Source organism: Kocuria sp. U4B, from assembly GCF_054875615.1.
Map to the genome: position 1 here is coordinate 3,525,155 of NZ_CM142180.1, position 24,173 is coordinate 3,549,327.

Sequence of the window (24,173 nt, forward strand, 5' to 3'; positions counted from 1 at the left end):
GCAGTTGATCGTAGCTTCGGGGTCCGACAACCAGTGCCGGCACGGAGCGTCAGGCGGACCGCGAGGTGAGCCAGACGGTGAACCCGATGATGACGGCCAGACCGATGGTCCAGACGAACAGGCCTTCGGAGACCGGGCCGAGCGAGCCCAGCGAGAACCCGCCCGGGCTCGGGTTGGTCTCGAGGGTCTTCAGGTACGTGATGACGTCCCGCTTCTCCTCCGGGGTGATGTTCGCGTCGTTGAACACGGGCATGTTCTGCGGGCCCGTCACCATGGCCTCGTAGATGTGGTTCTCCTCCACGCCCATCAGCTCCGGTGCGTACTTGCCCCGGGTCAGCGCGCCACCGGCGCCGGCGGCGTTGTGGCACATCGCGCAGTTGGCCAGGAAGACCTTGGCGCCGTTGGCGGCGTTGCCCTGGGTGACGTCCAGGTACTCCTCCTCGGGAACGCCCGGGCCGGCGCCGAAGGTCGCGACGTAGGCGGCCAGCTGCTGGGTCTCCTCGGCGTCGAACTGGGGAGCCTTCTGCGGTGCCTGGGGGCCGTTGGCCTGCATCGGCATGCGCCCGGTGCCCACCTGGAAGTCGACGGCGGCTGCTCCCACCCCGACCAGCGACGGTCCGGACGGCGTCCCTGCGCCCTCCATGCCGTGGCAGGTGGAGCAGTTCGCGAGGAACAGCTTCTGACCCTCTTCGATGTCCTGCGCCGTGTAGGTCTCGGTCTGGGCCTTGGCCTCGTTGGTGGTTGTGGCAACTGCGTAGAGCCCACCGGTGAGGAGCAGGGCCAGGACCATCAGTACGAGGACTGCGAGAGGGTGGCGCCGCTGTTGCGAAAGTGCCTTCACGTCAAACGTTCCTTTAACTCGGTGCTGCGTTGGTTTGCTGGGGGCGTCCCCGGGACGACGTGGACTACTTGAGGAAGTAGACCACGAGGAAGAGGACGATCCAGACGACGTCCACGAAGTGCCAGTAGTAGGACACGACGATCGCCGAGGTGGCCTCGTAGTGCCCGAAACGCTTGGCGACGAACGCGCGTCCCATGATGCACAGGAAGGCGATCAGGCCTGCGGACACGTGCAGGGCGTGGAAGCCCGTGGTGATGTAGAAGGCGGAGCCGTACGCGTGGGCCGGGATGCTGACGCCGTGGCCGATCAGCTCGGCGTACTCGTAGGCCTGCACCGCCACGAAGAAGGCGCCCATGAGGAACGTCAGCGCGAACCACTCGACGACGCCCCACCGGGTGAACTGGAACAGCCCGCCCGTGCGGCGCGCCTGGAGGCGCTCCGCCGCGAAGACGCCGAACTGGCAGGTCACGGAGCTGAGCACGAGGACGATGGTGTTCACCAGCGCCAGCGGGATGTTCAGCTTGGCGGACTCCTGCGCCCAGAGCTCCGGAGAGGTCGAGCGGAGGGTGAAGTACATCGCGAAGAGGGCGGCAAAGAACATCAGCTCGGAAGCGAGCCACACGATGGTGCCCACGGAGGTGAGGTTGGGCCGATTGATCGACCCGCCTGCCGGCTTGGCTGGGGTATGGGTTGCAGTCGTCACAGAGACATTATGTCGCCAAAACTCCCGGTGGACCAACCACGGCCGGGTTCGGGCGGTTCGCGGGTCACGACGCGCCGGACGGCCCTCGACCTGCCCGTCCGGCGGGCTCGCGGGGCGGATCGGCGCGACCGCCCGCCCCGCCGGGGGAGCTCCGGGCGAGGTGTGATGTGTGCGACAGGGCGGGCCCGGCGGGCACGGTCGGGCGCGGAGCGCTCCCGCGGCGCCGGGGGATACGATCGGGGGCGTGAACACGACGACCTCGGCGACCGCGCCGCACTTCGAGTGGCCCGATCTGATCACCGCGCTGATCGGGGGCACGGACCTGACCCGTGACCAGGCCTACTGGGCCATGGACACGATCATGTCGGGGGAGGTGCCTGACGTGGTGATCGCCGGCTTCCTGGTGGCGCTGCGGGCCAAGGGGGAGACGGTGGAGGAGCTCACCGGGCTCGCGGACGCCATGGTCCGCAACGCCCGTCCGGTGGACGTGGCCGGTCCGGCGCTGGACATCGTGGGCACCGGGGGAGATCGGCTGGGGAGCGTGAACATCTCCACGATGGCGGCGCTCGTCTGTGCAGGGGCCGGGGTGCAGGTGGTCAAGCACGGGAACCGGGCCTCGTCGTCGAAGTCGGGCTCCGCCGATGTGCTGGAGGCCCTGGGGGTCCGGCTGGACCTGCCGGTGGAGATGGTCGAGTCCGCCGCGGCGCAGGTGGGCATCACGTTCTTGTTCGCGCAGACGTTCCACCCGTCGATGCGCTTCGCCGCCGCGGTACGGAAGCAGCTGCGCGTCGCTACGGCGTTCAACTTCCTGGGCCCCCTCACCAACCCCGCGCGGGTGGCGGCCTCGGCGATCGGGGTGGCGGACCCGGTGCTGGCACCGCTGCTGGCCGGGGTGTTCGCGGCGCGGGGGGACCGGGCGCTGGTGTTCCGTGGGCAGGACGGGCTGGACGAGCTCACGGTCACCGCTCCGTCCGCGGTCTGGGAGGTGCGCGGCGGGAAGGTCGAGGAGCACGAGTTCGAACCGCTCGACTTCGGCATGGGCCGGGCCGACATCGAGGATCTGCGAGGTCGGGACGCCCGGTACAACGCCCGCGTGGTGGAACAGGTGCTGGCGGGGGAGGCGGGGCACATCCGCAACGCCGTGGTGCTCAACGCCGCAGCCGGCCTGGTCGCCTTCGACCCGGTGGCCCAGGGCTCTCTGGAGGAGCGGATGGCGGCTGCGATCCGGCGGGCGGAGGAGTCCATCGACAGCGGCGCGGCCCGGGGGGTGCTGGACCGCTGGATCGTGCACACCCGCGGCTGACCGGGCCCTGACCCACCGCTGACCCGTACCGCCGCCGGGGCCGGGTCCGCAACGACGAGGACGCGGACCGGCGAGCACCCGGGCCCACCGGCCCTCGCCCTCGTGCGTGCGGGGCACGGGCAGGACCGTGCGGCTACTCGATGCCGAGGGAGAAGGCGGCGTCGAGGTCGTGCTTGCTGTAGGTGCGGAAGGCGATGTTGGTGTTGGTCTCCTCGACGCCGGGGACCTTGGAGAGGCGGTCGGCGATGACGTCGGCGAGGTCCTCGTGCTCGTGCACCCGCACGATCGCGATGAGGTCCCATTCCCCGGTCACCGAGTAGACCTCGCTGATCCCGGGGATGTCGGAGACTTGCTCGGCGACCTCGGGGATGCGGTCGGCAGTGGTCTTGATCAGGACGATGGCGGTGAGCATGGGGCGCCTCTCGGGACAGGGGTCCGGTGGTGGACCAGTGGGACGGATCGGTCAGCGGGCTCGGCGGCCGCTCGGCCCGGCGGCCCGGGGAGTGCCCCGCCGCACGAGGAGCCCGGTGACGGTGCGGGGGACCAGCAGGAAGACCGCCAGGACGACCAGGGTGACGAGCACGAAGCTCGGCGCGGTGCCCGCCCCCGTCACGCCCCGCAGGGCCATCCCCACGGCCACGGTGGTCAGCCACAGGGCCACGCCCCGGGGCCACACGGCGACGGGGGCGCGGTGCACGCGCCAGACCGCCCAGCCGGCGGCCAGACCGACCAGGAAGGGCCAGGCGGTGCCCAGCAGGCCCGTCAGCTCCAGGGCCGGGGCGTCAGGGGCGTGGGTGCGGCGTCCCAGCGCGGCAAAGACCAGGATCAGGGCGAGGTCGAGGACCAGGGGCACGGCCCAGGGGACCGGCCGGTGCCGCAGGCGTGCCCGGGCAGGAGGTGGGGAGCTGGCCACGGTGCGCATGGACGCAGTCTAGTGCTCGCCGTTCCAGGGCCACCCGCGAGGATCCACCGACCATCCCGAAAAGCATCGACGTGGAAGTCAGGGTCGAGACCCGTGCCTGAACTCTCACGTCCAGGTTCAGCGATCCACGGGAGGGGGCAGGCGGTAGTCCGCTGCCGCGGTGGTTCTGCCCGAGGCACCGGAGGCCGGGAAACGGCGTCGGTTGGCGCCGGAACAGGGCGGCGTCCGGGGACACTGGAGCATGCCTGCTACGTCTTCTGCTGCGGATGCCGCAGCCACTGTCCTGAGTCATGCCCGCCGCGCCTGGCCCGGCATCCGCCGTGAGGTGGTGCCGGCCCTGGTCGTGTTCTGGATCAATCTCGCCGCGTGCGGGCTGGTCTTCGCGGCTCTGGAACCGGATGACAACTGGCTGGTCGGGCTCTACTGGTCGGCCGTGACCGGCTCCACCACCGGATTCGGGGACGTGCTGCCGTCCTCGGTGGCCTCGATGCTGCTGACGATCTACGCCATAGCGTCGTCGTGGGTGCTCAACCTCGTGGTCGCGACGCTGCTGATCAAGAACGTGCTGCCCGAGCCGCACCTGTTCACCGACGCCGAGCAGCGCCACGGCCAGGCCCACGACGCGGTGCAGACCGCTCACGCTCGCTACCAGAGCGCGATGAGCGAGGCCCTTCACCGCAGCGTGCTGGGAGAGGACCCGCGCACCCTGGCCGCCTACGGCGACCTCGCCCACGCCGAGCACCAGCTGGCCCACGCCCAGCACGCCCTGGACCGCGAACAGGCCCAGCGCGGCGAGCCCCGCGTCGGCTCCGCCTCCTGGAGACCCCCGCGTCCTCGCTGAGCCGCGTCCTCGCTGAGCCGCGTCCTCGCTGAGCCGCGTCCTCGCTGAGCCGCGTCCTCGGGCGGGTCGTGACCGTCGCGGGCGCACGACACGCAGATTCGTCGGCCGCCCGGCCGGGCGGTGGGGTCCCCGGGGTCGGCTCGAGAAGGGGGCCTTCACCGCCCGTGGTGCCGGCCCGGGGTGGGTTGATGACGTTGATGGTCGGGGAGGGTTTGAGATGAGGTGCAGGGCCGGTCATGCTGTGGGAAGCCCTGTGGGACACCTCACTCCCGGGCTTGCCGCCGGTCGTCCCCGATGGGGTGTCGGTTCGTGGCGGGGGTGGGCGGTGGGTCCGGACGACGACGTCCCGGCTCCCCTGGCCGTCCGGGCCGGGTCCGGTGACAGGTCACCGCACCGCGGGTCCTGCCCGGAGTGGTGCGCTCCCTGCGCAGGGGCCCTGTCAGGGCTGTCCGCCCTGACGGTCCGGGCACGGGGTGGGAGAACCCCGGTGGGCAAAGGTGCCGACCGGCGGTGGCGACAGCGAAGGAGATCACGATGAGCAGCAATTCCATGGGGGCAGACGCCTGGTCCGTGCGGGGCCGAGGGGAAGCAGCCGTCCAGGCCGGCGGGCGGGCCGATCGGAGTGCGCCGCCGCTGACACGATCCCGGGGCGCGGATCGCCTGGGGCGGATGTGGCCCGCCGGGCCGGTCCGTGCCGAGGCGGGGGGCTGGGTCCCGGCGCTGCCCGCGGTGGTGGTCCACGGCCGAGCCCCCAGGGAGCGCCCGGAGGACGACGAGGTGCTGATCCTTCCCGTGCGACCGGCACGGGCCCGCCTCGTGGACCATGAGCGCCCGGAGGACGACGAGGTGCTGGTCACCGGAGCCCTGCGCTGATTCTCCGGCAGGACCCTCCTCCTCCAGGTCCGTCCTCGTCCGCGCTCGTGGCGATCGCCCCGGGGCCGTCGGGGGCCAGCCGCCTCCGCTGTGGAGCCTGATCCGGGCGGTGCCCGCGCTCGCGGGTGCGGTGCCCGTGGTGCCCTCCGTGCTGCGCAGTGGTCCTCCGGTCCGGGGGTGGCAGGGCATGCTCGCCCGCCGGCCGGGAGGCTCGCCTCATGGCGGTGGTCAGCGGATCAGCCGTCTGGCCGGCCGATCGGGCCGGTGCGGGCGGAGGAAGCCCACCGGGATTGCCGGTCGCCGGGGACGCCCTGGTGCGTGCCAGGACAGCGCAAGGCCCCCTGGACCTTCACGGTCCAGGGGTCCTGCTGTGGTTGCGGGGGCAAGATTTGAACTTGCGACCTCTGGGTTATGAGCCCAGCGAGCTACCGAACTGCTCCACCCCGCGGCGACGGTCCGACTATACGGGGGGCGGGACCCAAAATGCACATCGGGCACCGCCACCGCGGACGTGGCTGCCACGGCCCGGACGCCGTGCGGACTCGGGGCCGGGGGTGTTCGCCGAGAAGCAGGTCGGACTCCCCCGACGAGCCCGTCCGACGCCGTTCAGGGCGTCAACGGGTCCAGGGTGTCGACGCCGGTCATCCCCAGGCAGGCCACGGCCGCCTTCAGCGCTGCCACCTGCCGGGCGATGGCCGCCGGATCGGCCGCGTCCCGGCTGACGAGACGGTGCCCGATGGGGCGGTTCGGCGACACGGTCCCGGGCACGTGCGCCCGCACCGGACGCGGCTCGATGCCGACGACCGCGTGCTCGGGTTCCAGGTGCATGCTCAGCTGGTCGAGGTGGTGCAGGGCGTCCTCGAACGCCTCGAAGACCAGGGTGGAGCACACGGTGGCCAGGTGACCGCTCGGCCCGGTACCGGGCAGCGGCCGGACGTAGAAGCCGGGATCCAGGAGCAGCTCAGCGCACATGACGGGAGTCTAGATCCCCGATCTCTCACCGCCACCGGGCATTACGTCCGCCGTCCCGGTGTGACGACGCCTGGGTCGTCGGGGGTCATGCTCCCCGTCCCGGCCCGCTCCCTGCAGCGGGAGGAGGGGAGGGTCCCGTGCTCCTTCCTCCGCCGTGTCCCGTTGCCCCGTGCTTCACTCCACCGCGTCGTAGTGCGGCACGGGGGCCGCTGCCGGCGCCATGCCCAGCCGCTCGACGACCCGATGCAGGGCGGCCACCTGCCGGCGCAGCTCGGCCGCGGGCAGCAGCTCCCACCCGGACAGCTTCCACCCGACCGCCCCCAGGTGCTCACCTCCCGGGACGCGCTGGATCCTGAGCTCGGCGACCACCTCGGCGGGGTCCATCTCCGCCGCGAGGACCGCCTGGTGGATCCGGGCGGTCCTCTCGTCCTCGAAGACGTGGGTGGAGTCCACGAAGCACTCGCGAAGCTCCGGGTCGGCACCGGTCCGCCGGACGTAGAAGTCCGGGTCCACCAGCTTCACCGCGCTCATGCCGATCAGTCTACGAGCCGACCGGTGGACCGGTGGGCGCGTGCCACGCGCGCGAGGTGACCGACACCACTGCGGCGCCGTCCCCCGCCGGTGGGCGCAGGCCGGCGAGCGGACTCCCCGGTGGGGACGACGCCGTCCACGGGGGCGAGGGGGCCTGCCCGTCTCCGCGGGGCCGCCGACGATCCTCACCGCCGGGCCTTGCCGCGCAGAAAGCCTCCACCAGCGGCTGATCCCGGGGCAGACTGGAGGCATGAGCGAGCCGACTCCCGACCCGGCCCCCGACCCGGAGGCCCAGCCCGAGCATCCCGTGCCGGTGCCGGGGCGCTTCCTGAAGAAGTCGAAGCTGTCCGCCCACCGCCCCCACGTCCATCGGCTGCGCGCGGTGCGGACCGGGGAGCGCGCGGCGGCCGTCTACATCGGCTGGCCCGAGAACACCGGCCCCGTTCCCACCGGCTCGGCCCTGTACGCCCAGGCGCTGGCCGTGGCCGAAGCCACCCACCGGGAGGACCACCTGCTGGAGACCGTCCCCCTGCAGGTCACCGTCCACGTCCACGCTCCCGAACCGCCCGCCCCCGGCGGCGCGATGGAGGTCCTGCTCGACCTCTCCGGGCTGCCCACCGTCCAGATGGAAATGCACTTCTACGACCTGGCCCCCACCACCGAGACCCTCGACTGGTTCCTCGACGCGATGGTCTCCGCCTCCTGGGCCCTCGTGGAAACCAGTGAGGAGTAGCCCCCGGCGCGGCGCACACCGGGGCCGCATGGCCACCGCCTGCGGCGCTCGCCGCTTCGTGCCCGACGCGCTCGAGGTCGCCGCCGCGTGCTCAGCCGGCGTCCGGGCCGGGCACGGGAGACCGAGTCCGCTGGGGGATGGAGCGGGCCGGTGCTGTGCGGGGCTTCTGAGGGCTTGAGGGGCTTTCGGACAGTGGGCTCCATCGGGGATACTGGGATGCAGCTTGAGAAGCGTGCGCAGGCGGGGTGTGATGCATCCCGTGGCAGGGGGACCGGGCCCGTGGGGGTTCTGGTCCCCCTGTCGTGTGTCCTGGCCTTTCGTCGGTCGGACGCCCTTCGAGGGCCTCGCCGTGCTCGGCGTCCTCCTCGCCCGGTCGGTCCGGGTGCGTGGGGCGGCAGCCCCCGCGTTGCCGGCACCGGGAACTCCTCGCGCTCGGGCAGCAGGCGGCACGCGCCTGTGCAGGAGGGCCCATGACCCAGGAGACCTCGGGGCGGCACCCGGTGTGGGCGTGGGCCGTTGGCCCCGGTCACGGCCCTCCGTGGTAGAGCGCTCCGTCCACGCGGATCACCTGCGGGCGGGCGGCCGGTGCGCCCCTGGCTCCACCGGTGCGACGGAGCGTGCTCGTGCACGGTGTCGCTGACTGCGGCCGGCGCGGGTCTTCAGTTGCTGACGGCGGGAGCTTCGCGGATGTAGGTGGTCTCCAGGACCTGGGTGGTGGTGAACCGGGCGATGTCGGCGGCGGTGGCCGAGGCGCCCACCTCGCCGGGGCCGAAGAACCCCACGTACTTCAGGCCCCGGGCGCTGCCGCCGGTGGCGTGCATGAAGCGCACGATCGTCCAGTCGAGTCCGGAGCCGGCGACCACCTGCATCATCTCCTGCATCTGCCGGTAGGCGTGGGGGGCGAAGCGGCGGGCGAGGAACCGGTGGACCTTGATGTGGGTGGTGGGCCTCTCCCGGGGACACAGGCTGACCACCGGGGTGCCGTGGCCGATGTAGCGGCGGATCCCGTGGCGGTGCATGCTGGCCACGATGTGACCGGTGCCCTCCGCCAGGGACAGCCTGCGGGAGTGGGGCCGCAGGCGGGGATCCAGGGTGCTGATCACCGCCTCGGCGCCTTCCACCGCGGTGTCGACGGCCGCGGGGTCGGTGATCCGACCGATCACCGTCGCCACCTCCCGTCCCCAGGCGGCCGGCACCGGCGTGGGGTCGTGCAGGAAGACGGTGACCTCGTAGCCGCGGAACAGCAGGTCCTCGACCAGCTCCTGGCCGATGGGATGGGTCGCCCCGAACACGGTGACCTTCATCCGTCCCCCGATCCTCGTGCATGGACATGTCCCCCGAAGAGTAGACCATCGGATTTGCGATCGAAATGCCATAGCGCGGGCGTGCTGTCTTCGGACCGTCGACGGAGCCGTGCCGGGGACCGGCCGGTTCGGCGGTCCGGTCACCGGGAGGGTCCCGGGAGCACCCCGCAGTGCCGCCGGGAGGCAGGCATGTGCGGACACCGCCGCACGGGAACGGTCCCGGCCGTGTCCGCAGAGAGCCGGCGCTCCGGGCGAGCCGGCTCGTTCCGCAGCTCCCCGGTGGACGAGTCGGCGCCGGGACGGTGCCACTGTGCGGCCGGCCGGTGTCTCCGGCAGGGCCTCGCGGGTCCTGGAGTCCACCGCTGCGGCGCCTGATGGCCCGAAGCCGGTGCCCGCCCTCGTCGACGGGACGGGGCCCCCGCTCGTCACGGGACCGAGGTCGTGGGCCGGTGCGGCCTCGCCGCGAGCTCCGCGGGCTACGACGTGCGTGGGCCCTTGTGGGGACAGCACGGGCAAATAGTGACTCCTGAGTAGCCAGTACGCTGATGTTTATGCATCGACCGGGCTTCTCCCCCCCTTCAGGAAGCGAGACGACGATGACCACCCCCGAGATCCTGCAGGCCGTCAAGGGCGTGGTCGAGACCCACCCCGGAGCCGGGGTGCGGGTGGACCGGTTCGAGATCGTCGACGAGGTCGCCGAGCTCTCCCTGTCCTTCCGCGACGAGGTGCTGAAGAACATGCTCGCCTCCGAGCTGGCCTCCACCGGCGGGCCTGCCGACTGGGGGGACCCTCACGCACCGATGGCCGAGGGCTCCCCGACCTGGGGCTACGCCGGCGGGATCGCGGCGCTGCTCCACCACGGCTACTTCAACCAGGTGATCCTCGCCCAGCACGAGCCTGCGCTGCAGCGGATCCTGGCCGAGCACGGCCACCCCGGCACACCGGTGACCGCCACTGCCACCTACACCCCGGCCGACCTCATGGTCCACTACCGCAAGCTCAAGGCCGAGCACCTCGAGGACCTGCGCACCCCCCGAGGCTGAAGGCTCCCCGCGGCCGGCCCGGCCGGCGCCGGCGCCCGGACGCGGATCTCCGCCCGGGCCGCAGACGGCGACCCCGTCGAGGAACCGGCCGATCCGGTGGCGGGGCTGTGGACCGCGCACGTCGTGCCACAGCCCCGGCGGACACGCCGTCGTCCCACCACTACGTCCTGGACGAGCTGAACGGGATCGCCGTGTAGGTCCATGGTCCCTGCCCGCCCAGCCGGCAGGATCCGGCGGGAGCCCCGCAGGCCGAGCAGGCCCCCGCGTGGTGCCCGCAGGTGCAGGAGCACTTCGACGTGGGGAAGGACGAGCACGGCCACGAGTACCTCCACCACCGCGACGACTCCCCGGTGCGGCCGCACGGCCGCACCGGGCGCAGCCGGCAGGGCTGCGCACAGCGCGCAGCGCACCGGCGCCCCGGCCGAGCGGCTCCGGTTCCCAGCCTGGGTCGGAGCGGCCCACCGGTCGGCGGGGTGCCGGAGCGCGGCAGTGGCGTCGCCCGTTCCTGGCCCGCTCCTCGCTGGGCGCGTGGGGTCCTGGACGCGCGTTCCTGGGGGGTGCCCGGGGGGCGACATCTTCGGCGGTCGGATAACGATCCTGGCCGGTTTCTCCGCCCCGGCTCGGAGGAGGTCCTAGGCTGGGGCCACCGCCCGACCGCCGAGTCCTCGGGGGCCGGTGCGTGGTGCGAGGGCCATGGATCGGCCCGTCATCTCATCGATCTCAGCGCCTGTGCGTGCTGCGGGAATGTTCCTTCGCGGTGGAGCGGGGCGCAGGGGATCGACATCGTCGTCCACGACGACCGAGTCCGAAGCACTGTCTCCCGGGCGGAGAAGCCCCCAGGGGTGTTCTGCGCCGACCGAGAAGGAAACGCAGATGTCATCACCGACACGATCCACACGTCACGTGCTCGTCGCCACCACGGCGACGGTGCTCCTGCTCGGGGCCAGCGGGTGCGCCGGCAGCGCCCCGTCCTCCCCGGCCGGTGCCGCGGCGGCGGCCCCTGCCCCAGCGACCTCGGCAGGTGCTGGGCAGAGCTGTGTGAGCGACGTCGACGACGTCGTCACCCGCGAGCCGTCCTCGCAGATGGCCGAGCCCTTGCCCGAGGAGCTCACGCAGAAGCTGGACGCCGCCGCCCGGGACTCGTTCGCGCAGGCGTCCGCGTCCGGTGCGGTCGTCGGGGTCTCGTCCCCGGAGGGCACCTGGACGGCCGCCTACGGGGTGGCCGATCCAGCGACCGGGGAGCCGATGGAGGTCGGTGTGCACACCCGCGTCGGGTCGGTCACCAAGCCCTTCACCGCCACGCTGGTGCTGCAGCTGGCCGAGGAGGGCAGGCTCTCCCTCGAGGACCCCATCGGGGACTACGTGCCGGGCATTCCCAACGGGGATCGGATCACGCTGCGCCAGGTGGCGGACATGACCAGCGGCATCGCCAGCTACACGCGCAGCACCGCGTTCACGGATCGTTTCTTCGCCGCCCCCGAGACGGTCTTCACCCCCCAGGAGCTGCTCGCCGCCGGGATCTCCGAATCCCCCCTGTTCGCCCCAGGGGAGCAGTTCGACTACTCCAACACCAACTACATCCTGCTGGGGCTGGTGATCGAGCAGGTCACCGGCGAGTCGGTCGGGGACGTGCTGGAGGAGCAGATCTTCGCCCCGCTGGAGCTGGAGGAGACCGTCTGGCCCGGGAACTCCCCCGCGTTGCCCGAACCGTACGCGCAGGGCTTCACCCTCCAGGGGAACACTGCGACCCCGCAGGCCCCGGCCGACGCCACGCACTGGAACCCCTCCTGGAGCTTCACCGCCGGGGACCTGATCTCGGACATGGGCGACCTGCTGGTCTTCGGCCGGGCGCTGGGCACCGGCCACGGGCTGCTGGGCGAGGAGGCCCAGCGGGAACGTCTCACCTCCTTCCAGCCCGCAGACAGGGGCTACGGGCTGGGCTTCGGATGCATCGACGGCTGGGTCGGGCACACCGGGGAGCTGCCCGGCTACAACACCACCGTCTACTACGACACCACCACCGACACCACCGTGGTCGTGCAGGCCAACAGCGACATCGCCTCCGGGAACTGCCCCGAGTCCCCGGTGCTGGCCGATGACCCGAAGACCCTGCCCTGCTCCTCGCCGGCCACCCGGATCTTCGCCGAGGTCTCCACCGCCCTGGGACACACCTTCACGCCCAACCCAGAGCGCTGACCACCTCGCAGGAGGCCTCGTCGGCCGGCTCGTCGGGCTCCGGGTTCGAACAGCCGGGACAGCCCCTCGGGCAGCCACCGCGAGGTCGAAGCGGTGACTGCCCGAGAGGTGGTCCGTGCGGCGGCCCCGGTGCCGGCACGGTGGACCTGCGACCGCAGCACCTGCTGCCCCGGGGCGGCAGGTGCTGCGCGCCACCGGGTGCGCCGGGCGGCTGGAGGCGGCCCCCGCCCCCGGCGGACCCCGGTGCATCCTCTGCTTCCCACCATGGACGGTGGCGCCGGCGGGCACCACCAACACGCGGACCGTGGCATTCGGCACACCGGACCGTCCGGGGCTCGACGGCCCGTCGACGCCGCTGCGGTCGTTGCGCCTCCCGCCGAGGGCCGGCTCGGTGCGGGCGTCCCGCAGCGGCCGGTGGGCGGCGGGGTCGCCGCTGACCGTGACCGGGGAGCCGCGGATCCGGATGCCGTGGGCCGGGAGCAGCCGGGCGACGAGCGCGGTGGACCTGACGGCGTCCTCGACGTCAGCGGTATTCAGGAACGGGCCGGACGACGTCGGGGCGCACGTGGGCCACTCGTCCGTCCCGGGGGAGTGCAGCGCCTCCGCGCCCCCGCGCTCGCCGCCCGGGACATGCCCATGTCACGACCCGGAGGTGTCAGCGGCCGGCTCGTCGGGCACCCCGCGGACCCGGAGCTCTTCCTCCCGCCTGGGTGACGTCCGTATCTCCGCCCACAGGCCCTGGACCCGGCCGTCCAGAGCAGCGACCAGGGACGGACCGGAACCCCCGACCAGCCAGGTCCGGGCGGGAGGTGCTGAGGGCATCGGACCCGGATCCTGCGGACCGACGGTGATGACCCAGTCGGCAGCCCGCACGAGGTCCTCGGTGAGCAGCCGGGGCGTGACCGTGGCCGGTTCGATCCCGTGCTGGGCCAGGACCTCCACCGCGAAGGGGTCCACTGCCGCCCCCGGGCGCACTCCGGCGGAGCGAGCCACGACGGCGGCCCCGGCATGATGGGTCAGCAGACCGGCGGCGATCTGGGCCGGGCCGGTGTCGTGGGCGTCCACGAACAGCACCTGCCGCACCGGTGCGGAGCGGCGGCCCTTGGCGCGGGCCAGGACGCGCAGCCGGTCCCCGGCCGCGTGCAGGGACATCGGCCCCGGGGAGGTCTGGATCCGGGCGGTGCGCGCCAGGGCTGCACGGGCCTCGGCCACGCAGCGTCCGACCAGTTGCGGGAAGAACACCCCGGTGCAGCGGGCCGCCGGCGGTTCAGCGGTCCCGCGCGGAACCCGCGGATCGCCGGGCTCGGCGCTCTGCTCACTCATGACAACTCCTCACCGTCGCCGTCGGCAGACACGGGGTTCCAAGGGGCGCGCAACTCGAACGTGTCGCTGGCGAGCATCCTGCGCTCACCGATGCCGGACTCCCGGATCCAGACCGCTCCCAGACCCGGGGCGGCCTCCTCCACGATCCCCCGGTGGCGCACCACTGCCTGGCTCCAGGCTTCGAGGTGGTCCCCGGGACGGATCTGCGTCAGGTCCTGAACAGGTGGAATCGCTGTGGTCGTCGCGTGGTCGCTCATGGCGGGCACCCCTCATCTCGACGTCGATCCCCGGAAGATCCCCGGCTCCCGGGCACAGCTCCAGTCTGGCCGGGCCTGATGACGCCCCGGTGGCCGGTGCACGGCCACCGGGTGTACACGGTGCCGATGCCCGGGCACCCACCCGTCCATCGACCTTCTGTCCTCCACCGCCCGTGAAGCGGTCGCGGAGGTGCGGCGTGATGACCCCCGCGCGAACCGCGGAGTGTCGGGAGCACGTGCCCGCGTCCGCAGGTCGACGAAGCACTCGCCGCGGCCGGTAGGGCGGCCCAGCGGTTCCCACCACGCCGGACCGCCTGCGACGCTCGCCGCGCAACATGCCGGCCTTCGCCGCGCCACTGCGCAGCGGGGCTGCCGGCAAGGATCTCGGGGGAGGCGGGCGGGGCATCGCCGATCACCGGACCCGGAACGCGCTGCGGCGTATCGATGCCGGAGGACCGGCCAGCCGGGCCACCCACGACCCCGGCAGGCCCCGGGCCCCCCTCCATCGGGGCGCCCGGGGCCTGCCGCAGCCCGGCAGCCCGTGGCGCCTCCGGAGCGACCGGCTCGTGGGCCGACGGCAGTGTTCCGGCTTCGTTCAGTGGATGCTCAGCGGGCAGGCCGTAGCTTACGGGTCGACACCCCCGTCGATCCCGCAAGGAGCAGCCCATGATCTCCCCCCGTTCCCGTTCTGCCCGCTTCGTCTCCACCGCAGCCGCTGTGAGCCTGGCCCTGGCCGCGCTCACCGGATGCAGCCCCCAGGCGGAGGAGGCCCTCGCCACGGGAGGAACGGCATCGGCCACCACCTCGGCCCCGACCTCGGTCTCGGCCACAGCGCCGGCCTCGGCGGGTTCGGAGAGCACCCCGTCCACGGGGGCCGGAGGGACCACCGAGGAGACCGTCGCCGCCACGGCCGCCGCGGCCGAGCAGTTCCTGGCGACCCTGTCGGAGGAGCAGCGCGAGGCCCTGCTCCACGCCTACGACGACGAGACCAGGACCACCTCCTGGTCGAACTTCCCCGTCACCTTCGTCGACCGGGCCGGGCTGAACCTGGCGGAGCTCACCGATCAGCAGCAGGCCGCCGCCCTGGAGGTGCTCGAGGCGCTGCTCAGCGACGAGGGGTACCGGACCGTCACCGACATCATGGGCGGGGACCAGTACCTGCACGAGAACTCCACCAGCACCGAGGAGTCGCTGGGCCAGTACTACATCGCCTTCTTCGGCGACCCCTCCGACACCAGCGCCTGGGAGGTGCAGTTCGGCGGCCACCACCTCGGGATCAACGCCACCCTCGACGGGACGGAGGGCTCGGTCACCTTCGCCCCCACCCACCTGGGCTCCCAGCCGGCGGTCTACACCGACGGGCAGGGCAACGAGGTGCAACCCCTGGCCGGGATGTACGAGACGGCCTTCACCTTCTACGACAGCCTCGACGAGGACCAGCAGGCGGCCCTGTACCAGGGCGAGGAGGTCTCCAACCTCGTCTGCGCCCCCGGTGGCACCTGCTCCTACCCCACGGGCACGGGTCTGGCCGGGTCTGAGCTGACCCAGGAGCAGAAGCAGCTGCTGCTCGACGTCATCGCCCAGTGGGTGGGCCTGGCCGATGAGCAGACCACCGCCGAGGAGCTGGCCAGGATCGAGGCGAGCCTGGACGAGACGTACGTGAACTGGTCCGGAGCTACCAGTTACGACATGAGCACCGGGGAGGGCATCTACTTCCAGATCTCGGGTCCGGACGTCTACCTCGAGTTCTCCAACCAGCAGGGCTCGGCCGGCGCCGACGTGTCCGGGGTCACCACCGGGGGATGGGGGCACATCCACACCATCTACCGTGACCCGGCCGACGACTACGCCGGGGCCGTCACCCAGCAGGAGGCCACCGGCATGGGCGGCCCCGGCGGCGGGACGGCCCCGGCGCCGTGACCTGCGCCGTGACCTGCGCTGTCACTTCGGCCGGCGGCCGGTGCCGCCGCCCGGCCGGAGCGGCCTCACCGCAGACCGTCGACGCCCGGTCCCGGCTTCGCCCGTCACCGGCTCCCGGGCGACGGCGAGCAGGCCCCGGGGTCGCCGTCGCCCGGGAGCCGCCCCCGCCCCGCCCCGCACGGGTGCGGGACCTGCCGAACCGGCACCCCGGGCCGCCCCTCCGGGGCGGGTGAACGCTGTGCTGGGCGGTCGGCGCGCTCACGGCGGGTGGACCGGGCCGGAGATCTCCCGCAGCGGCCGCCCGCTGCCGCCGCCGCTGTGCTGGATCACTTCGGCCATGATGGACACGGCGGTGGCCTCGGGGGTGCGGGCCCCCAGGTCCAGGCCGATGGGAGCGTGCAACCGGGCGAGCTCCGCCGAACTCATCCCGCGGTCGCGCAACCGGCGCTCGCGCTCGGTGTTCGTGCGGCGCGAGCCCATGGCCCCGATGTAGCCGGCGTCACAGCGCAGCGCCACCTCCAGCAGCGGCACGTCGAACTTGGGGTCGTGGGTGAGCACGGCGAGAACCGTGGAGGAGTCGATGCGCCCGGCCTCGATCTCCCCGGCCAGGTACTGGTGCGGCCACCGGTCCACGACCTCGTCGGCCTCCGGGAACCGGGCAGGGGTGGCGAACACCGCCCGGGCGTCGCAGACGGTCACGGCGTAGCCGACGAAGGAGGCCACGGCGGCCAGTGCCCGGGCGTAGTCGATGGCCCCGAAGACGAGGAACCGGGGACGCGGGGCCAGGGCGACGACGAGTACCTCCACGCCGCTGCCCAGCCGTCCGCCGTCCGGGCCGTAGCCGATGACGTCGCTGCGCCCGGTGCCCAGCCGGCCCCGGGCGTCGGCGACGACGGCCTCGTCCAGGCGGGCGGGCCCGATGCTGCCGATGCTGGCTGCCGAGTCCACCAGCATCCACCGGCCCAGGGGCTCGCCGGCGGGCACGGCCCCGGTGCCGGTGGCCACGCGCACGGCGAGGGCGGCCGGACGCTCCTCGGTGAGTGCCCGCAGGGCGCCGCGGAGCACCGCGCTGTCCTCCGCGGCGGGATCCACGAGCCGGACCAGGACGTCGAGGTGACCACCGCAGGTCAGGCCGACCGCCAGCGCGTCCTGTCCGCTGATGCCGTAGTGGGCGGCGCGGGCGGCCCCGTCGGCGAGGACCTCCAGGGCGAGCTCGTGCACAGCGCCCTCCACGCACCCGCCGGAGAGGCTGCCGAGGACCTGTCCGTCCTCATCGACCGCCATCATGGCGCCCGCGGGCCGGGGGGCGGAGGACCAGGTCCGGGCGATGGTGGCCAGCGCGAACCGGCGTCCCTCGCCCAGCCACCGCTCGAGCATCACGGCCACGTCACGCACGGCGGACCTGCTGCGCCCGGACCGGGAGCCGGGCGGCGCCGATCGCATCGAGTGCCTCCTGCAGGTGGGCCACCGTGGGCCCGCCCACGAGGTGGTCGAGAAACGGGGCGACGGCGCGCATCCCGGCGGTGTCCGGCCGGAACTGCTCGCGGCCGGCGCGCGGGTTCACCCAGATGAAGCGGTGGGCCAGCCGGTGGAGCCGGGCGGCCTGACGGGCCAGGCGGGCCGTCGAGCCGGTCTCCCACCCGTCGGAGACGACGACCACCACGGCCCCGCGCAGCGGTCCTCGGCGGCCCCAGTCGTCCACGAGGTCGGCGAGCGCGTCCCCCAGCCGAGTGCCTCCGGCCAGGTCGGGGACCTGCCGGCCGATCCGGGCGCGCACCGTCGGCCAGGGTCCGCGCAGGAGCCCGGTGACCCGGGTCAGCCGGGTGCCGGCGGTGAAGGCCTCACAGGGCCCGGGTTCCCGCACCAGGCGGCGGGCGAGACGCAGCGCCAGGTCGTGGTGGCGGTGCATGGACCCGGACACGTCGACGACCACGACGATCCGCCGGGGCCGGCGGCGACGCCGGCGGTGGTGCAGCGGCGAGGGCTCCCCACCGGCGCGCAGCAGCGCGCGGGCGCTGCGGCGGCGGTCCACGCCGCCGCGGGAGGCGCGGCTGCGCCGGGCGGACCGGCGCACGGGTGGGCTCAGCCGCAGGACGTCCACGAGGGCCAGTGCCGCCTCCCGCTCCGGGCCGGGACGGGCCAGATCGGTGCGGGACAGCCGTTCGGTGCGCGACGCGGACGCCGGGGAGCGCATGCCCGGGTCCGTGCCGTCGTCCCCCGAGCGCCCGTCAGGGCTGCCGGAAGCCTGCTCGAGGACCGTGGTGGCCCCGGGGTGGCCGGGCCCGGCGCGGAAGAAGGCGTCGAAGACCCGGTCGTGCACCTGGACCTGCGCGGGGGAGGTGCAGCAGCAGGCGCGGCTGGCGGCGCGCACCTGCTCCCGGTCGAGGGGGTCCAGCAGGGCCAGTGCGCGCACGAGCGTGCGCGTCTGCTCGGGCCCGGCGTCCACACCCGCCCGGCGCAGCTCCCGCCCGAGGCCCACGACCAGGTCCACGTAGTTCACCGGATGCTCCTCGGCGGGGCGCCACCGGGAAGCGGCCCGGCGTCCCGGACGGTCAGCAGGTCCTCGCGCTCCTTCACGACGGTGCCCAGGGTCAGGTGGGCCGCGGCCTCGTCGAGCTCGTCCACGCCGAGGCGCACCAGGGCCCGGACCCAGTCGAGGGTCTCGGCGACCCCCGGCGGTCTGACCAGGTCGAGGGAGCGCAGCCGGGCCGCGGCCGCCAGCACCGAGGCCGTCAGGGCGTCGGAGGCGTCAGGGACGTGGCGGCGCACGATCGCGCGCTCGCGCTCCAGGTCGGGCAGCTCGAACCAGTGGTAGAGGCAGCGGCGGGTCAGCGCGTCGTGCAGCTCCCGGGTGCGGTTGGACGTGACGACGACGACGGGCGGGGCCTGCGCCACGACCCGGCCCAGCTCGGGCACGCTGACGGCCCATTCCGAGAGGACCTCGAGCAGCAAGGCCTCGAACTCGTCGTCGGCGCGGTCCACCTCGTCGACGAGCAGCACCGCTCGCCGCTGCGGGAGGGAGGCCTCCAGGGCCTGGAGAACCGGCCGGGCGAGCAGGAAGCGGCGCCGGTACAGATCCGTCTCGGCCGCCTCGAGGTCCGTGCGCCCACCGGCTTCCAGCGCGCGCAGGTGCAGGACCTGCCGTGGGAAGTCCCAGTCGTAGAGCGCCTGCGTCGCGTCGATCCCCTCGTAGCACTGCAGGCGGATCAACGGGCCCTCGAGCACAGCGGCCAGGGCGGCGGCCAGGGCGGTCTTGCCCACACCCGGGGCTCCTTCGCACAGCAGGGGCCGTTCCAGGCGGCACGCGAGCCAGGCGGTGGTGGCCAGGGCGGTGTCGGTCAGGTAGCCGTGGGCGCCCAGGGCTTCCTGGAGGGCGACGGGGTCGTCGGGCAGGGCGGTCACGGCCGGTCCTCGTCCGGGGGGAGGGCCTCGGGCGGGCGCAGTCGTGCTCGCACCGCGTCCTGGGGCACGTCGACGTCGTGGCCGTCACCGAGGTCGGAGCACTCCACGCCCGTGGTACCGGAGCCGGAGAGGAGGGCGCGCGCCCCGCGGTCCCCGTGGGCGGTGCCGAGCGCGGCGGGCCAGTGCGCCCGCCCGAGCAGCACCGGGTGACCGGGCTCCCGGCGCCAGTGGGCTCGCACCTTGGCCGTGGCGGCCGGGTTCCCGGAGGCGGTTCCCGCGGCCAGCACCCGGCGCATGGCCGCCTCGCCGACACCGGGCAGGTCGACCAGCATGATCAGAACGGCGTCGGCGGCGGTGGGCTCCAGCGAGCGCAGCCCGGCCCGCAGCGAGGCGCCGAGGCCCTCGGCCCAATCGGGGGCCGGCACGATCACGGCCCCGGTCACGAGGGCGGCGACCTCCGTGGGTGCGGCCCCGACGACGACGTGCACCGGCTCGCAGCCGGCCCGGCGCAGCTGGTCCACGACGACCTGCACCCGTGCCCGCCCGTCGGGCCCGCGCAGCAGCGCCTTCGGTGTGCCCAGCCGGCGGCCGGCGCCGGCCGCCAGGAGCAGCCCGGCGCAGCCGGGCTGGTCGCGGGGCGGGGACGGAAGAGCGGTCATGGTGGCATTGTGCCCCCGGCGCCGGCCACATGGGGTGGCCGATCTCGACGAGCACCCTGTGCGACGCCGGAAACGGGGACGGCAGCCGCGAGCACGGGGGTGCCGGCCCGGTGGTCGTGGGCCGGCGGGCCGGCCGGTGCGCCGGCCCGCCCCCGGCGCTTCCTCCTGCGGGTGCGTGCCCCCGTGGGCGGTCCGTCGCCCTGTCATCAAGCACCGATGATGGCGGTCGTGCGGTGCACTCCTTAGTGTTGCGCTCATCACCTCGCTCGGCGCATCGGCGCGCACCCGATCCCACCGACCGGCCGGCCGATGCCTGCGAGGGTCTCCCGCGCGAAGGAGCACGAGATGGGCATCCGGAGGGAAGCGTCCCGGCGACGGCCGCACGGCCGTCCCGCAGCCCGCGGCGGACCCGCCGCCGACCCGTGCGCGCGGGCCGGGCGTGCCGGGAGGGGCGCCGCCCACGGATCGGACGGGCCGTGAAGCCCGCGCCCTTCACCTACCACGCCCCCGACAGCCTCGAGGAGGCCGTGGGCCTGCTCCACGAGCTGGACCCTGCGGCGAAGGTCCTCGCCGGCGGCCAGAGCCTCATCCCGTTGCTCAACATGCGGCTGGCCACCCCGGAGCACGTCGTGGACCTCACCCGTCTGCCGGGCCTGGACCGGATCGACGTGACGGACCACGACGTCCTGGTGGGCGCCCTCGTCACCCACCGGGTGCTGGAGCGCAGCGGACCGGCCCACGGCGCCCAACCCCTCCTGCGCCGGGCCCTGGCCCACGTGGGGCACCCGGCGATCCGCTCCCGCGGCACCACCGTCGGTTCCGTGGCCCACGCCGATCCCAACGGGGAGATGCCGATGATCCTGGCCCTGACCGACGGGCGGGTCCGCGTGCGCTCCGTGCGCGGAGAGCGCACGGTGCCGGCGAGCGAGCTGTTCCTCGGTCCGCTCGAGACCTCCCTCGCCCAGGACGAGATCCTCGTCGAGGCCGCCTTCGGGCGGCTGCCCGACCGCGCGCGGGCCGGGTTCGCCGAATACGCCCGCCGCTCCGGCGACTACGCACTGGCGGGTGTGGGCCTGGTCCTGGAGGTCGCCGACGGGATGCTCACCGGTGCCCGGGCAGGGTTCGTCTCGGTCACCGACACCCCGTGCGTGCTCACTCTCGACGACGCCGTGGCCGGCCTCCCGGTGGCGCAGGCCGCCCGGGCCGCCGCCGACGTCGCAGCCCTGGCCGAGGCGTTCGTCGTGCCGCAGGACGACATCCACGCCACCGCCGACTACCGGCGGCACCTGACCGCAGTGCTGACCCGCCGGCTGTTCACCGAGCTGACGGCCCTGCCCGGAGAGGACACCTGACCATGAGCACCCCTCCCCACCCGCAGGGCTGGTCCACCGGGGCCGCACCCGAGCCTCTCCGCCCGGTGTCCCTGCGGGTCAACGGCCTCGAGCACCGCCTCGACCTCCCGCACCGGCGCCTGCTCTCGGACGCGCTGCGCCACGACGTCGGGCTCACCGGCACCCACGTCGGCTGCGAGCACGGCGTCTGCGGCGCCTGCACCGTGCTGCTCGACGGGCAGCCGGTGCGCTCCTGCTTGGTCCTCGCCGCCTCCGCCGAGGGCCACGAGGTGACCACCGTCGAGGGGATCGGCCACGACCCGCAGCACCCCTCACCCGTCCAGCAGGCGTTCATCGACTGCCACGGGCTGCAGTGCGGCTTCTGCACCCCCGGGCTCATCACCACGGTGCACGCCTACCTCGACGAGAACCCCGATCCCACCCCGGAGGAGGCCCGCACGGCGGTCTCCGGCAACCTCTGCCGCTGCACCGGCTACCAGAACATCGTCCACGCCGTCCGCCGGGCCGCGCACCTGCGGCGCGGCGCGCGCACCACCGAGGAGCCGTCGTGACCACCCGCATGTTCGGCGCCCCCATCACGCGCCGCGAGGACCCCCGCCTCGTCACCGGCCACGGCCACTACCTCGACGACCTCGGCGCCGGAGCCCTGGAAGCCGCCTTCGTCCGCAGCCCCCACGCCCACGCCCGCGTGCTCGACGTGGACGTCTCCGGTGCCCTGGACATCGACGGGATCGTCGCCGTGTGGACCTGGGAGGACCTCCCGGGACCGGCCGCCGAACCGCTGCCCATGCTCCTGCCGCACCCCTCGATCGAGCACCCCGTGACCGGCCGCGCCCTGGCCAAGGACGAGGTCAACCACGTCGGGGAGCCCATCGCCATGGTCGTGGCCACCAACCGGTACCTCGCCGAGGACGCCGCCCAGCGGATCCGGGTCGCCTACGCGCACCGTGAGCCCGTGGTCGGGGTGGCCACCGCCCGCGACGCCGCCCACCTCGTGCACGAACAGGCCCCCGGCAACGTCGCAGCCCACCTCGTCCAGCAGGTCGGGAACGCGCCCGCCCAGATCGAGGCAGCCCCCCACGTCCTGGAACTGCACCTGGACATGGAGCGCAGCGCGTCGATGCCCCTGGAGGGCCGGGGCATCCTCGCCCGCTGGGACGCCGAGGACGGACGGCTGCGGGTACACGCCTCCACCCAGACCTCCACGGGCACCCGCGCGGCGCTCGCCGCGAAGCTCGGCCTGCCCCTGGCCCGGGTCGAGGTCATCGCCCCCGACGTCGGCGGCGGCTTCGGCGTGAAGATCAACCATCCCTGGCCGGAGGACATCTGCGTGGCCGCCGCGGCATGCAGGCTGCAGGCCCCGGTGAAGTGGACCGAGGACCGCCGGGAGCACTTCATCGGCTCCGCCCACGAGCGTCAGCAGCTGCAGACGGTCCGCGTCGGGTTCGACGACGACGGGCGGGTGCTCGGCCTGGACGTGGAGTTCTGGCACGACAACGGCGCCTACCTGCCCTACGGGGTGATCTGCCCGCTGAACACCTCCACCCACCTCCTCGGCCCCTACGATATCCCCCACTACCGGGTCGAGTTCTGGTCGCTGTACACCAACACCGTGATCGTGACCCCCTACCGCGGGGCGGGGCGTCCCCAGGGCGTGTTCATGATGGAGCGCACCATGGACGCGATCGCCGACGCCCTCGGGAAGGACCGCGCCGAGGTGCGGCTGGTGAACTTCGTGCGCGAGTTCCCCCACCCCCTCGGGCTGCTCATGCAGGACGGGCGTGAGGGGGTCTACGACTCCGGGGACTATCCCGCCTGCCTGGACGAGCTCAAGGACCTGGTCGGCTGGGACGACTTCCAGAAGTACCGGGCCCGGGCCCGGGCGCAGGGCCGCCGGGTGGGCCTGGGCATCGCCTGCTACGTGGAGAGCACCGGCGCGGGCCCCTACGAGGGCGGGCACATCGAGATCGACACCTCCGGGCGGATCCACGTGTCCACGGGACTCACCACCCAGGGGCAGGGGCACGAGACGGTCCTCGCCCAGGTCGTCGCCGACGAGCTGGGTGTGCCGATCGACACGGTGCGCGTCACGACCGGCGACACCCGGCAGATGTCCTACTCGGTGGGCACCTGGGGCTCCCGGGGGGCGGTGATGAGCGGCAACGCGGTGCACCTGGCCGCGCGCAGGGTGAAGGAGAAGGCCCTGCGGGTCGCCGGGCGCGCCCTCGAAGCGGACCCGGTCGACCTGGAGCTCGTCGAGGGGATCGTGCGCGTCAAGGGCGACCCGCAGGCGCAGATCCCCCTGGCCATGGTCGCGGTGCTCTCCAACCCCCTGCGCTACGCGTTCGACGACAGCGCGCGGGCGGCGACCCAGTTCGGGGGCCGGGCCGACACGACCCGTCCCCCGATCGCCGACGACGAGGAGCCGGGGCTGGAGGGCACCGACTTCTACTCGCCGCTGCGCTCGACCTTCGCATCGGGCATGCACGCCGCGATCGTGGAGACCGATCCGGAGTCGGCCGACATCCGGGTGCTGCGCTACTGCGTGGTCCACGACTGCGGGCCCATGATCAACCCGATGGTCGTCGAAGGACAGGTCCACGGCGGCGTGGCCCAGGGCATCGGCGGAGCCCTCTACGAGCGTCTCGTCTACGACTCCTCCGGGCAGTTGCTCAACGCCTCCTTCATGGATTTCCTGATGCCCTTCGCCTCTGAGGTCCCCGAGATCCGGACCGCCCACCTGGAGACCCCCAGCCCGCTCAACCCGCTGGGCATCAAGGGAGCCGGAGAGGCCGGGACCATCCCGGGCAGCGCGGTGATCGCCTCCGCGATCGAGGACGCCGAGGGGTTCCCGATCACCCGGATGCCCATCTCCCCGTCGGAGCTCTGGGACCTGCGCCGACGCCACGCCGCCGGCCGTTGGCCCTCGCTGCACCGCACCTGACCTGTCCGGCCCGGGCCCGCCCGCGGCAACGGGGCCCGCCCGCACCCCGCAGAA

General features: G+C 73.6%; 22 protein-coding genes and 1 tRNA gene. 9 read left to right on the plus strand and 14 right to left on the minus strand.

All coding sequences use genetic code 11. The features are described 5' to 3' along the window. Positions 1-49: 49 nt before the first annotated feature. Together qcrC and ctaE are read right to left on the minus strand one after the other, a co-directional pair. Entirely contained in the window at positions 50-841 is a 792-nt protein-coding gene (gene qcrC, locus ACYSMR_RS16345; RefSeq protein WP_251332607.1) for a cytochrome bc1 complex diheme cytochrome c subunit, read from the minus strand. 64 nt (positions 842-905) lie between these two features. Continuing rightward, on the minus strand, positions 906-1,544 hold the full coding sequence (gene ctaE, locus ACYSMR_RS16350; RefSeq protein ID WP_251332606.1) for an aa3-type cytochrome oxidase subunit III: 639 nt from the start codon (positions 1,542-1,544) through the stop codon (positions 906-908). Between the two features lie 244 nt (positions 1,545-1,788). Here ctaE and trpD point away from each other — a divergent pair, with 244 nt between their 5' ends. Then, on the plus strand, positions 1,789-2,847 hold the full coding sequence (gene trpD / locus ACYSMR_RS16355) for an anthranilate phosphoribosyltransferase (RefSeq protein ID WP_461746556.1): 1,059 nt from the start codon (positions 1,789-1,791) through the stop codon (positions 2,845-2,847). A 133-nt stretch (positions 2,848-2,980) separates the two neighbouring features. On the opposite strand, the gene ACYSMR_RS16360 is transcribed toward trpD, so the two are convergent. Together ACYSMR_RS16360 and ACYSMR_RS16365 are read right to left on the minus strand one after the other, a co-directional pair. Next, positions 2,981-3,259 (minus strand): Lrp/AsnC family transcriptional regulator, encoded by a 279-nt coding sequence (locus ACYSMR_RS16360; protein WP_461746558.1) that lies wholly within the window; start codon positions 3,257-3,259, stop codon positions 2,981-2,983. Between the two features lie 51 nt (positions 3,260-3,310). Continuing rightward, the gene (locus ACYSMR_RS16365) at positions 3,311-3,769 is read right to left on the minus strand and encodes a DUF3054 domain-containing protein (protein WP_461746560.1); all 459 of its coding nucleotides are present in this window, start codon (positions 3,767-3,769) and stop codon (positions 3,311-3,313) included. Between the two features lie 343 nt (positions 3,770-4,112). Here ACYSMR_RS16365 and ACYSMR_RS16370 point away from each other — a divergent pair, with 343 nt between their 5' ends. Beyond that, on the plus strand, positions 4,113-4,610 hold the full coding sequence (locus ACYSMR_RS16370; protein ID WP_461746562.1) for a potassium channel family protein: 498 nt from the start codon (positions 4,113-4,115) through the stop codon (positions 4,608-4,610). Between the two features lie 1,244 nt (positions 4,611-5,854). On the opposite strand, the gene ACYSMR_RS16375 is transcribed toward ACYSMR_RS16370, so the two are convergent. The 3 genes from ACYSMR_RS16375 to ACYSMR_RS16385 all read right to left on the minus strand — a co-directional run bounded on the left by ACYSMR_RS16375 (position 5,855) and on the right by ACYSMR_RS16385 (position 6,986). Next, positions 5,855-5,931 (minus strand) — tRNA-Met (locus tag ACYSMR_RS16375). 158 nt (positions 5,932-6,089) lie between these two features. Then, on the minus strand, positions 6,090-6,455 hold the full coding sequence (locus ACYSMR_RS16380; protein WP_251332601.1) for a hypothetical protein: 366 nt from the start codon (positions 6,453-6,455) through the stop codon (positions 6,090-6,092). 174 nt (positions 6,456-6,629) lie between these two features. Further along, entirely contained in the window at positions 6,630-6,986 is a 357-nt protein-coding gene (locus ACYSMR_RS16385) for a hypothetical protein (RefSeq protein ID WP_461746565.1), read from the minus strand. Between the two features lie 250 nt (positions 6,987-7,236). Between ACYSMR_RS16385 and ACYSMR_RS16390 the strand changes: the two genes are divergently transcribed. Next, entirely contained in the window at positions 7,237-7,719 is a 483-nt protein-coding gene (locus ACYSMR_RS16390; protein WP_251332599.1) for a hypothetical protein, read from the plus strand. 659 nt (positions 7,720-8,378) lie between these two features. Here ACYSMR_RS16390 and ACYSMR_RS16395 read toward each other — a convergent pair. Further along, a complete protein-coding gene (locus tag ACYSMR_RS16395) occupies positions 8,379-9,023 on the minus strand; it encodes an NAD(P)H-binding protein (RefSeq protein ID WP_461746567.1) in 645 nt (214 codons plus the stop codon). Positions 9,024-9,619: 596 nt separating this feature from the next. Between ACYSMR_RS16395 and ACYSMR_RS16400 the strand changes: the two genes are divergently transcribed. Continuing rightward, positions 9,620-10,066 carry a hypothetical protein gene (locus tag ACYSMR_RS16400; RefSeq protein WP_461746569.1) on the plus strand — a complete coding sequence of 149 codons (447 nt, stop codon included), beginning with the start codon at positions 9,620-9,622 and terminating at the stop codon, positions 10,064-10,066. Between the two features lie 873 nt (positions 10,067-10,939). Beyond that, positions 10,940-12,262 carry a serine hydrolase domain-containing protein gene (locus tag ACYSMR_RS16405; protein ID WP_461746571.1) on the plus strand — a complete coding sequence of 441 codons (1,323 nt, stop codon included), beginning with the start codon at positions 10,940-10,942 and terminating at the stop codon, positions 12,260-12,262. A gap of 639 nt (positions 12,263-12,901) precedes the next feature. Here the strand turns inward: ACYSMR_RS16405 and ACYSMR_RS16410 are convergent. Continuing rightward, complete coding sequence (locus ACYSMR_RS16410; protein ID WP_461746573.1) at positions 12,902-13,585, minus strand: arsenate-mycothiol transferase ArsC; 684 nt, start codon at positions 13,583-13,585, stop codon at positions 12,902-12,904. Further along, positions 13,582-13,842 carry a hypothetical protein gene (locus ACYSMR_RS16415; RefSeq protein WP_461746575.1) on the minus strand — a complete coding sequence of 87 codons (261 nt, stop codon included), beginning with the start codon at positions 13,840-13,842 and terminating at the stop codon, positions 13,582-13,584. The genes ACYSMR_RS16410 and ACYSMR_RS16415 overlap by 4 nt, the downstream gene beginning before the upstream one ends. A gap of 666 nt (positions 13,843-14,508) precedes the next feature. Between ACYSMR_RS16415 and ACYSMR_RS16420 the strand changes: the two genes are divergently transcribed. Further along, a complete protein-coding gene (locus tag ACYSMR_RS16420; protein WP_461746577.1) occupies positions 14,509-15,762 on the plus strand; it encodes a DUF3500 domain-containing protein in 1,254 nt (417 codons plus the stop codon). Positions 15,763-16,020: 258 nt separating this feature from the next. On the opposite strand, the gene ACYSMR_RS16425 is transcribed toward ACYSMR_RS16420, so the two are convergent. The 4 genes from ACYSMR_RS16425 to ACYSMR_RS16440 are packed head-to-tail and all read right to left on the minus strand — an operon-like array spanning position 16,021 to position 19,823. Continuing rightward, a complete protein-coding gene (locus tag ACYSMR_RS16425; RefSeq protein ID WP_461746579.1) occupies positions 16,021-17,157 on the minus strand; it encodes an XdhC family protein in 1,137 nt (378 codons plus the stop codon). Continuing rightward, the gene (locus ACYSMR_RS16430) at positions 17,150-18,262 is read right to left on the minus strand and encodes a vWA domain-containing protein (protein WP_461746581.1); all 1,113 of its coding nucleotides are present in this window, start codon (positions 18,260-18,262) and stop codon (positions 17,150-17,152) included. Before ACYSMR_RS16430 ends, ACYSMR_RS16425 begins: the two co-directional genes overlap by 8 nt. Continuing rightward, positions 18,259-19,164 carry an AAA family ATPase gene (locus ACYSMR_RS16435; protein ID WP_461746583.1) on the minus strand — a complete coding sequence of 302 codons (906 nt, stop codon included), beginning with the start codon at positions 19,162-19,164 and terminating at the stop codon, positions 18,259-18,261. Before ACYSMR_RS16435 ends, ACYSMR_RS16430 begins: the two co-directional genes overlap by 4 nt. Next, complete coding sequence (locus ACYSMR_RS16440) at positions 19,161-19,823, minus strand: nucleotidyltransferase family protein (protein ID WP_251332588.1); 663 nt, start codon at positions 19,821-19,823, stop codon at positions 19,161-19,163. The genes ACYSMR_RS16435 and ACYSMR_RS16440 overlap by 4 nt, the downstream gene beginning before the upstream one ends. Positions 19,824-20,299: 476 nt before the next feature. On the opposite strand from ACYSMR_RS16440, the gene ACYSMR_RS16445 reads away from it, so the two are divergent. Genes ACYSMR_RS16445 through cutA form a run of 3 tightly spaced genes read left to right on the plus strand, consistent with a single transcriptional unit; the run spans position 20,300 to position 24,119 of the window. Beyond that, positions 20,300-21,175, plus strand: a complete 876-nt coding sequence (locus tag ACYSMR_RS16445) for an FAD binding domain-containing protein (protein ID WP_461746585.1) — start codon at positions 20,300-20,302, stop codon at positions 21,173-21,175. Between the two features lie 2 nt (positions 21,176-21,177). Continuing rightward, positions 21,178-21,726: a (2Fe-2S)-binding protein gene (locus ACYSMR_RS16450; protein WP_309125598.1), complete on the plus strand. Its 549-nt coding sequence runs from the start codon at positions 21,178-21,180 to the stop codon at positions 21,724-21,726. Further along, positions 21,723-24,119: an aerobic carbon-monoxide dehydrogenase large subunit gene (gene cutA / locus ACYSMR_RS16455; protein ID WP_309125599.1), complete on the plus strand. Its 2,397-nt coding sequence runs from the start codon at positions 21,723-21,725 to the stop codon at positions 24,117-24,119. The genes ACYSMR_RS16450 and cutA overlap by 4 nt, the downstream gene beginning before the upstream one ends. Positions 24,120-24,173 lie beyond the last annotated feature (54 nt).

What these genes read in the sequence shown, in the direction of transcription:
- ACYSMR_RS16385 (WP_461746565.1), bottom strand. Translation starts at nt 6,986, where the DNA reads ATGAGCGCGGTGAAGCTGGTGGACCCGGACTTCTACGTCCGGCGGACC.
- ACYSMR_RS16365 (WP_461746560.1), bottom strand. Translation starts at nt 3,769, where the DNA reads ATGCGCACCGTGGCCAGCTCCCCACCTCCTGCCCGGGCACGCCTGCGG.
- ACYSMR_RS16410 (WP_461746573.1), bottom strand. Translation starts at nt 13,585, where the DNA reads ATGAGTGAGCAGAGCGCCGAGCCCGGCGATCCGCGGGTTCCGCGCGGG.
- ACYSMR_RS16395 (WP_461746567.1), bottom strand. Translation starts at nt 9,023, where the DNA reads ATGAAGGTCACCGTGTTCGGGGCGACCCATCCCATCGGCCAGGAGCTG.
- ACYSMR_RS16420 (WP_461746577.1), top strand. Translation starts at nt 14,509, where the DNA reads ATGATCTCCCCCCGTTCCCGTTCTGCCCGCTTCGTCTCCACCGCAGCC.
- ACYSMR_RS16415 (WP_461746575.1), bottom strand. Translation starts at nt 13,842, where the DNA reads ATGAGCGACCACGCGACGACCACAGCGATTCCACCTGTTCAGGACCTG.
- ACYSMR_RS16360 (WP_461746558.1), bottom strand. Translation starts at nt 3,259, where the DNA reads ATGCTCACCGCCATCGTCCTGATCAAGACCACTGCCGACCGCATCCCC.
- ACYSMR_RS16405 (WP_461746571.1), top strand. Translation starts at nt 10,940, where the DNA reads ATGTCATCACCGACACGATCCACACGTCACGTGCTCGTCGCCACCACG.
- ACYSMR_RS16390 (WP_251332599.1), top strand. Translation starts at nt 7,237, where the DNA reads ATGAGCGAGCCGACTCCCGACCCGGCCCCCGACCCGGAGGCCCAGCCC.
- ACYSMR_RS16450 (WP_309125598.1), top strand. Translation starts at nt 21,178, where the DNA reads ATGAGCACCCCTCCCCACCCGCAGGGCTGGTCCACCGGGGCCGCACCC.
- ACYSMR_RS16380 (WP_251332601.1), bottom strand. Translation starts at nt 6,455, where the DNA reads ATGTGCGCTGAGCTGCTCCTGGATCCCGGCTTCTACGTCCGGCCGCTG.
- ACYSMR_RS16440 (WP_251332588.1), bottom strand. Translation starts at nt 19,823, where the DNA reads ATGACCGCTCTTCCGTCCCCGCCCCGCGACCAGCCCGGCTGCGCCGGG.
- ACYSMR_RS16400 (WP_461746569.1), top strand. Translation starts at nt 9,620, where the DNA reads ATGACCACCCCCGAGATCCTGCAGGCCGTCAAGGGCGTGGTCGAGACC.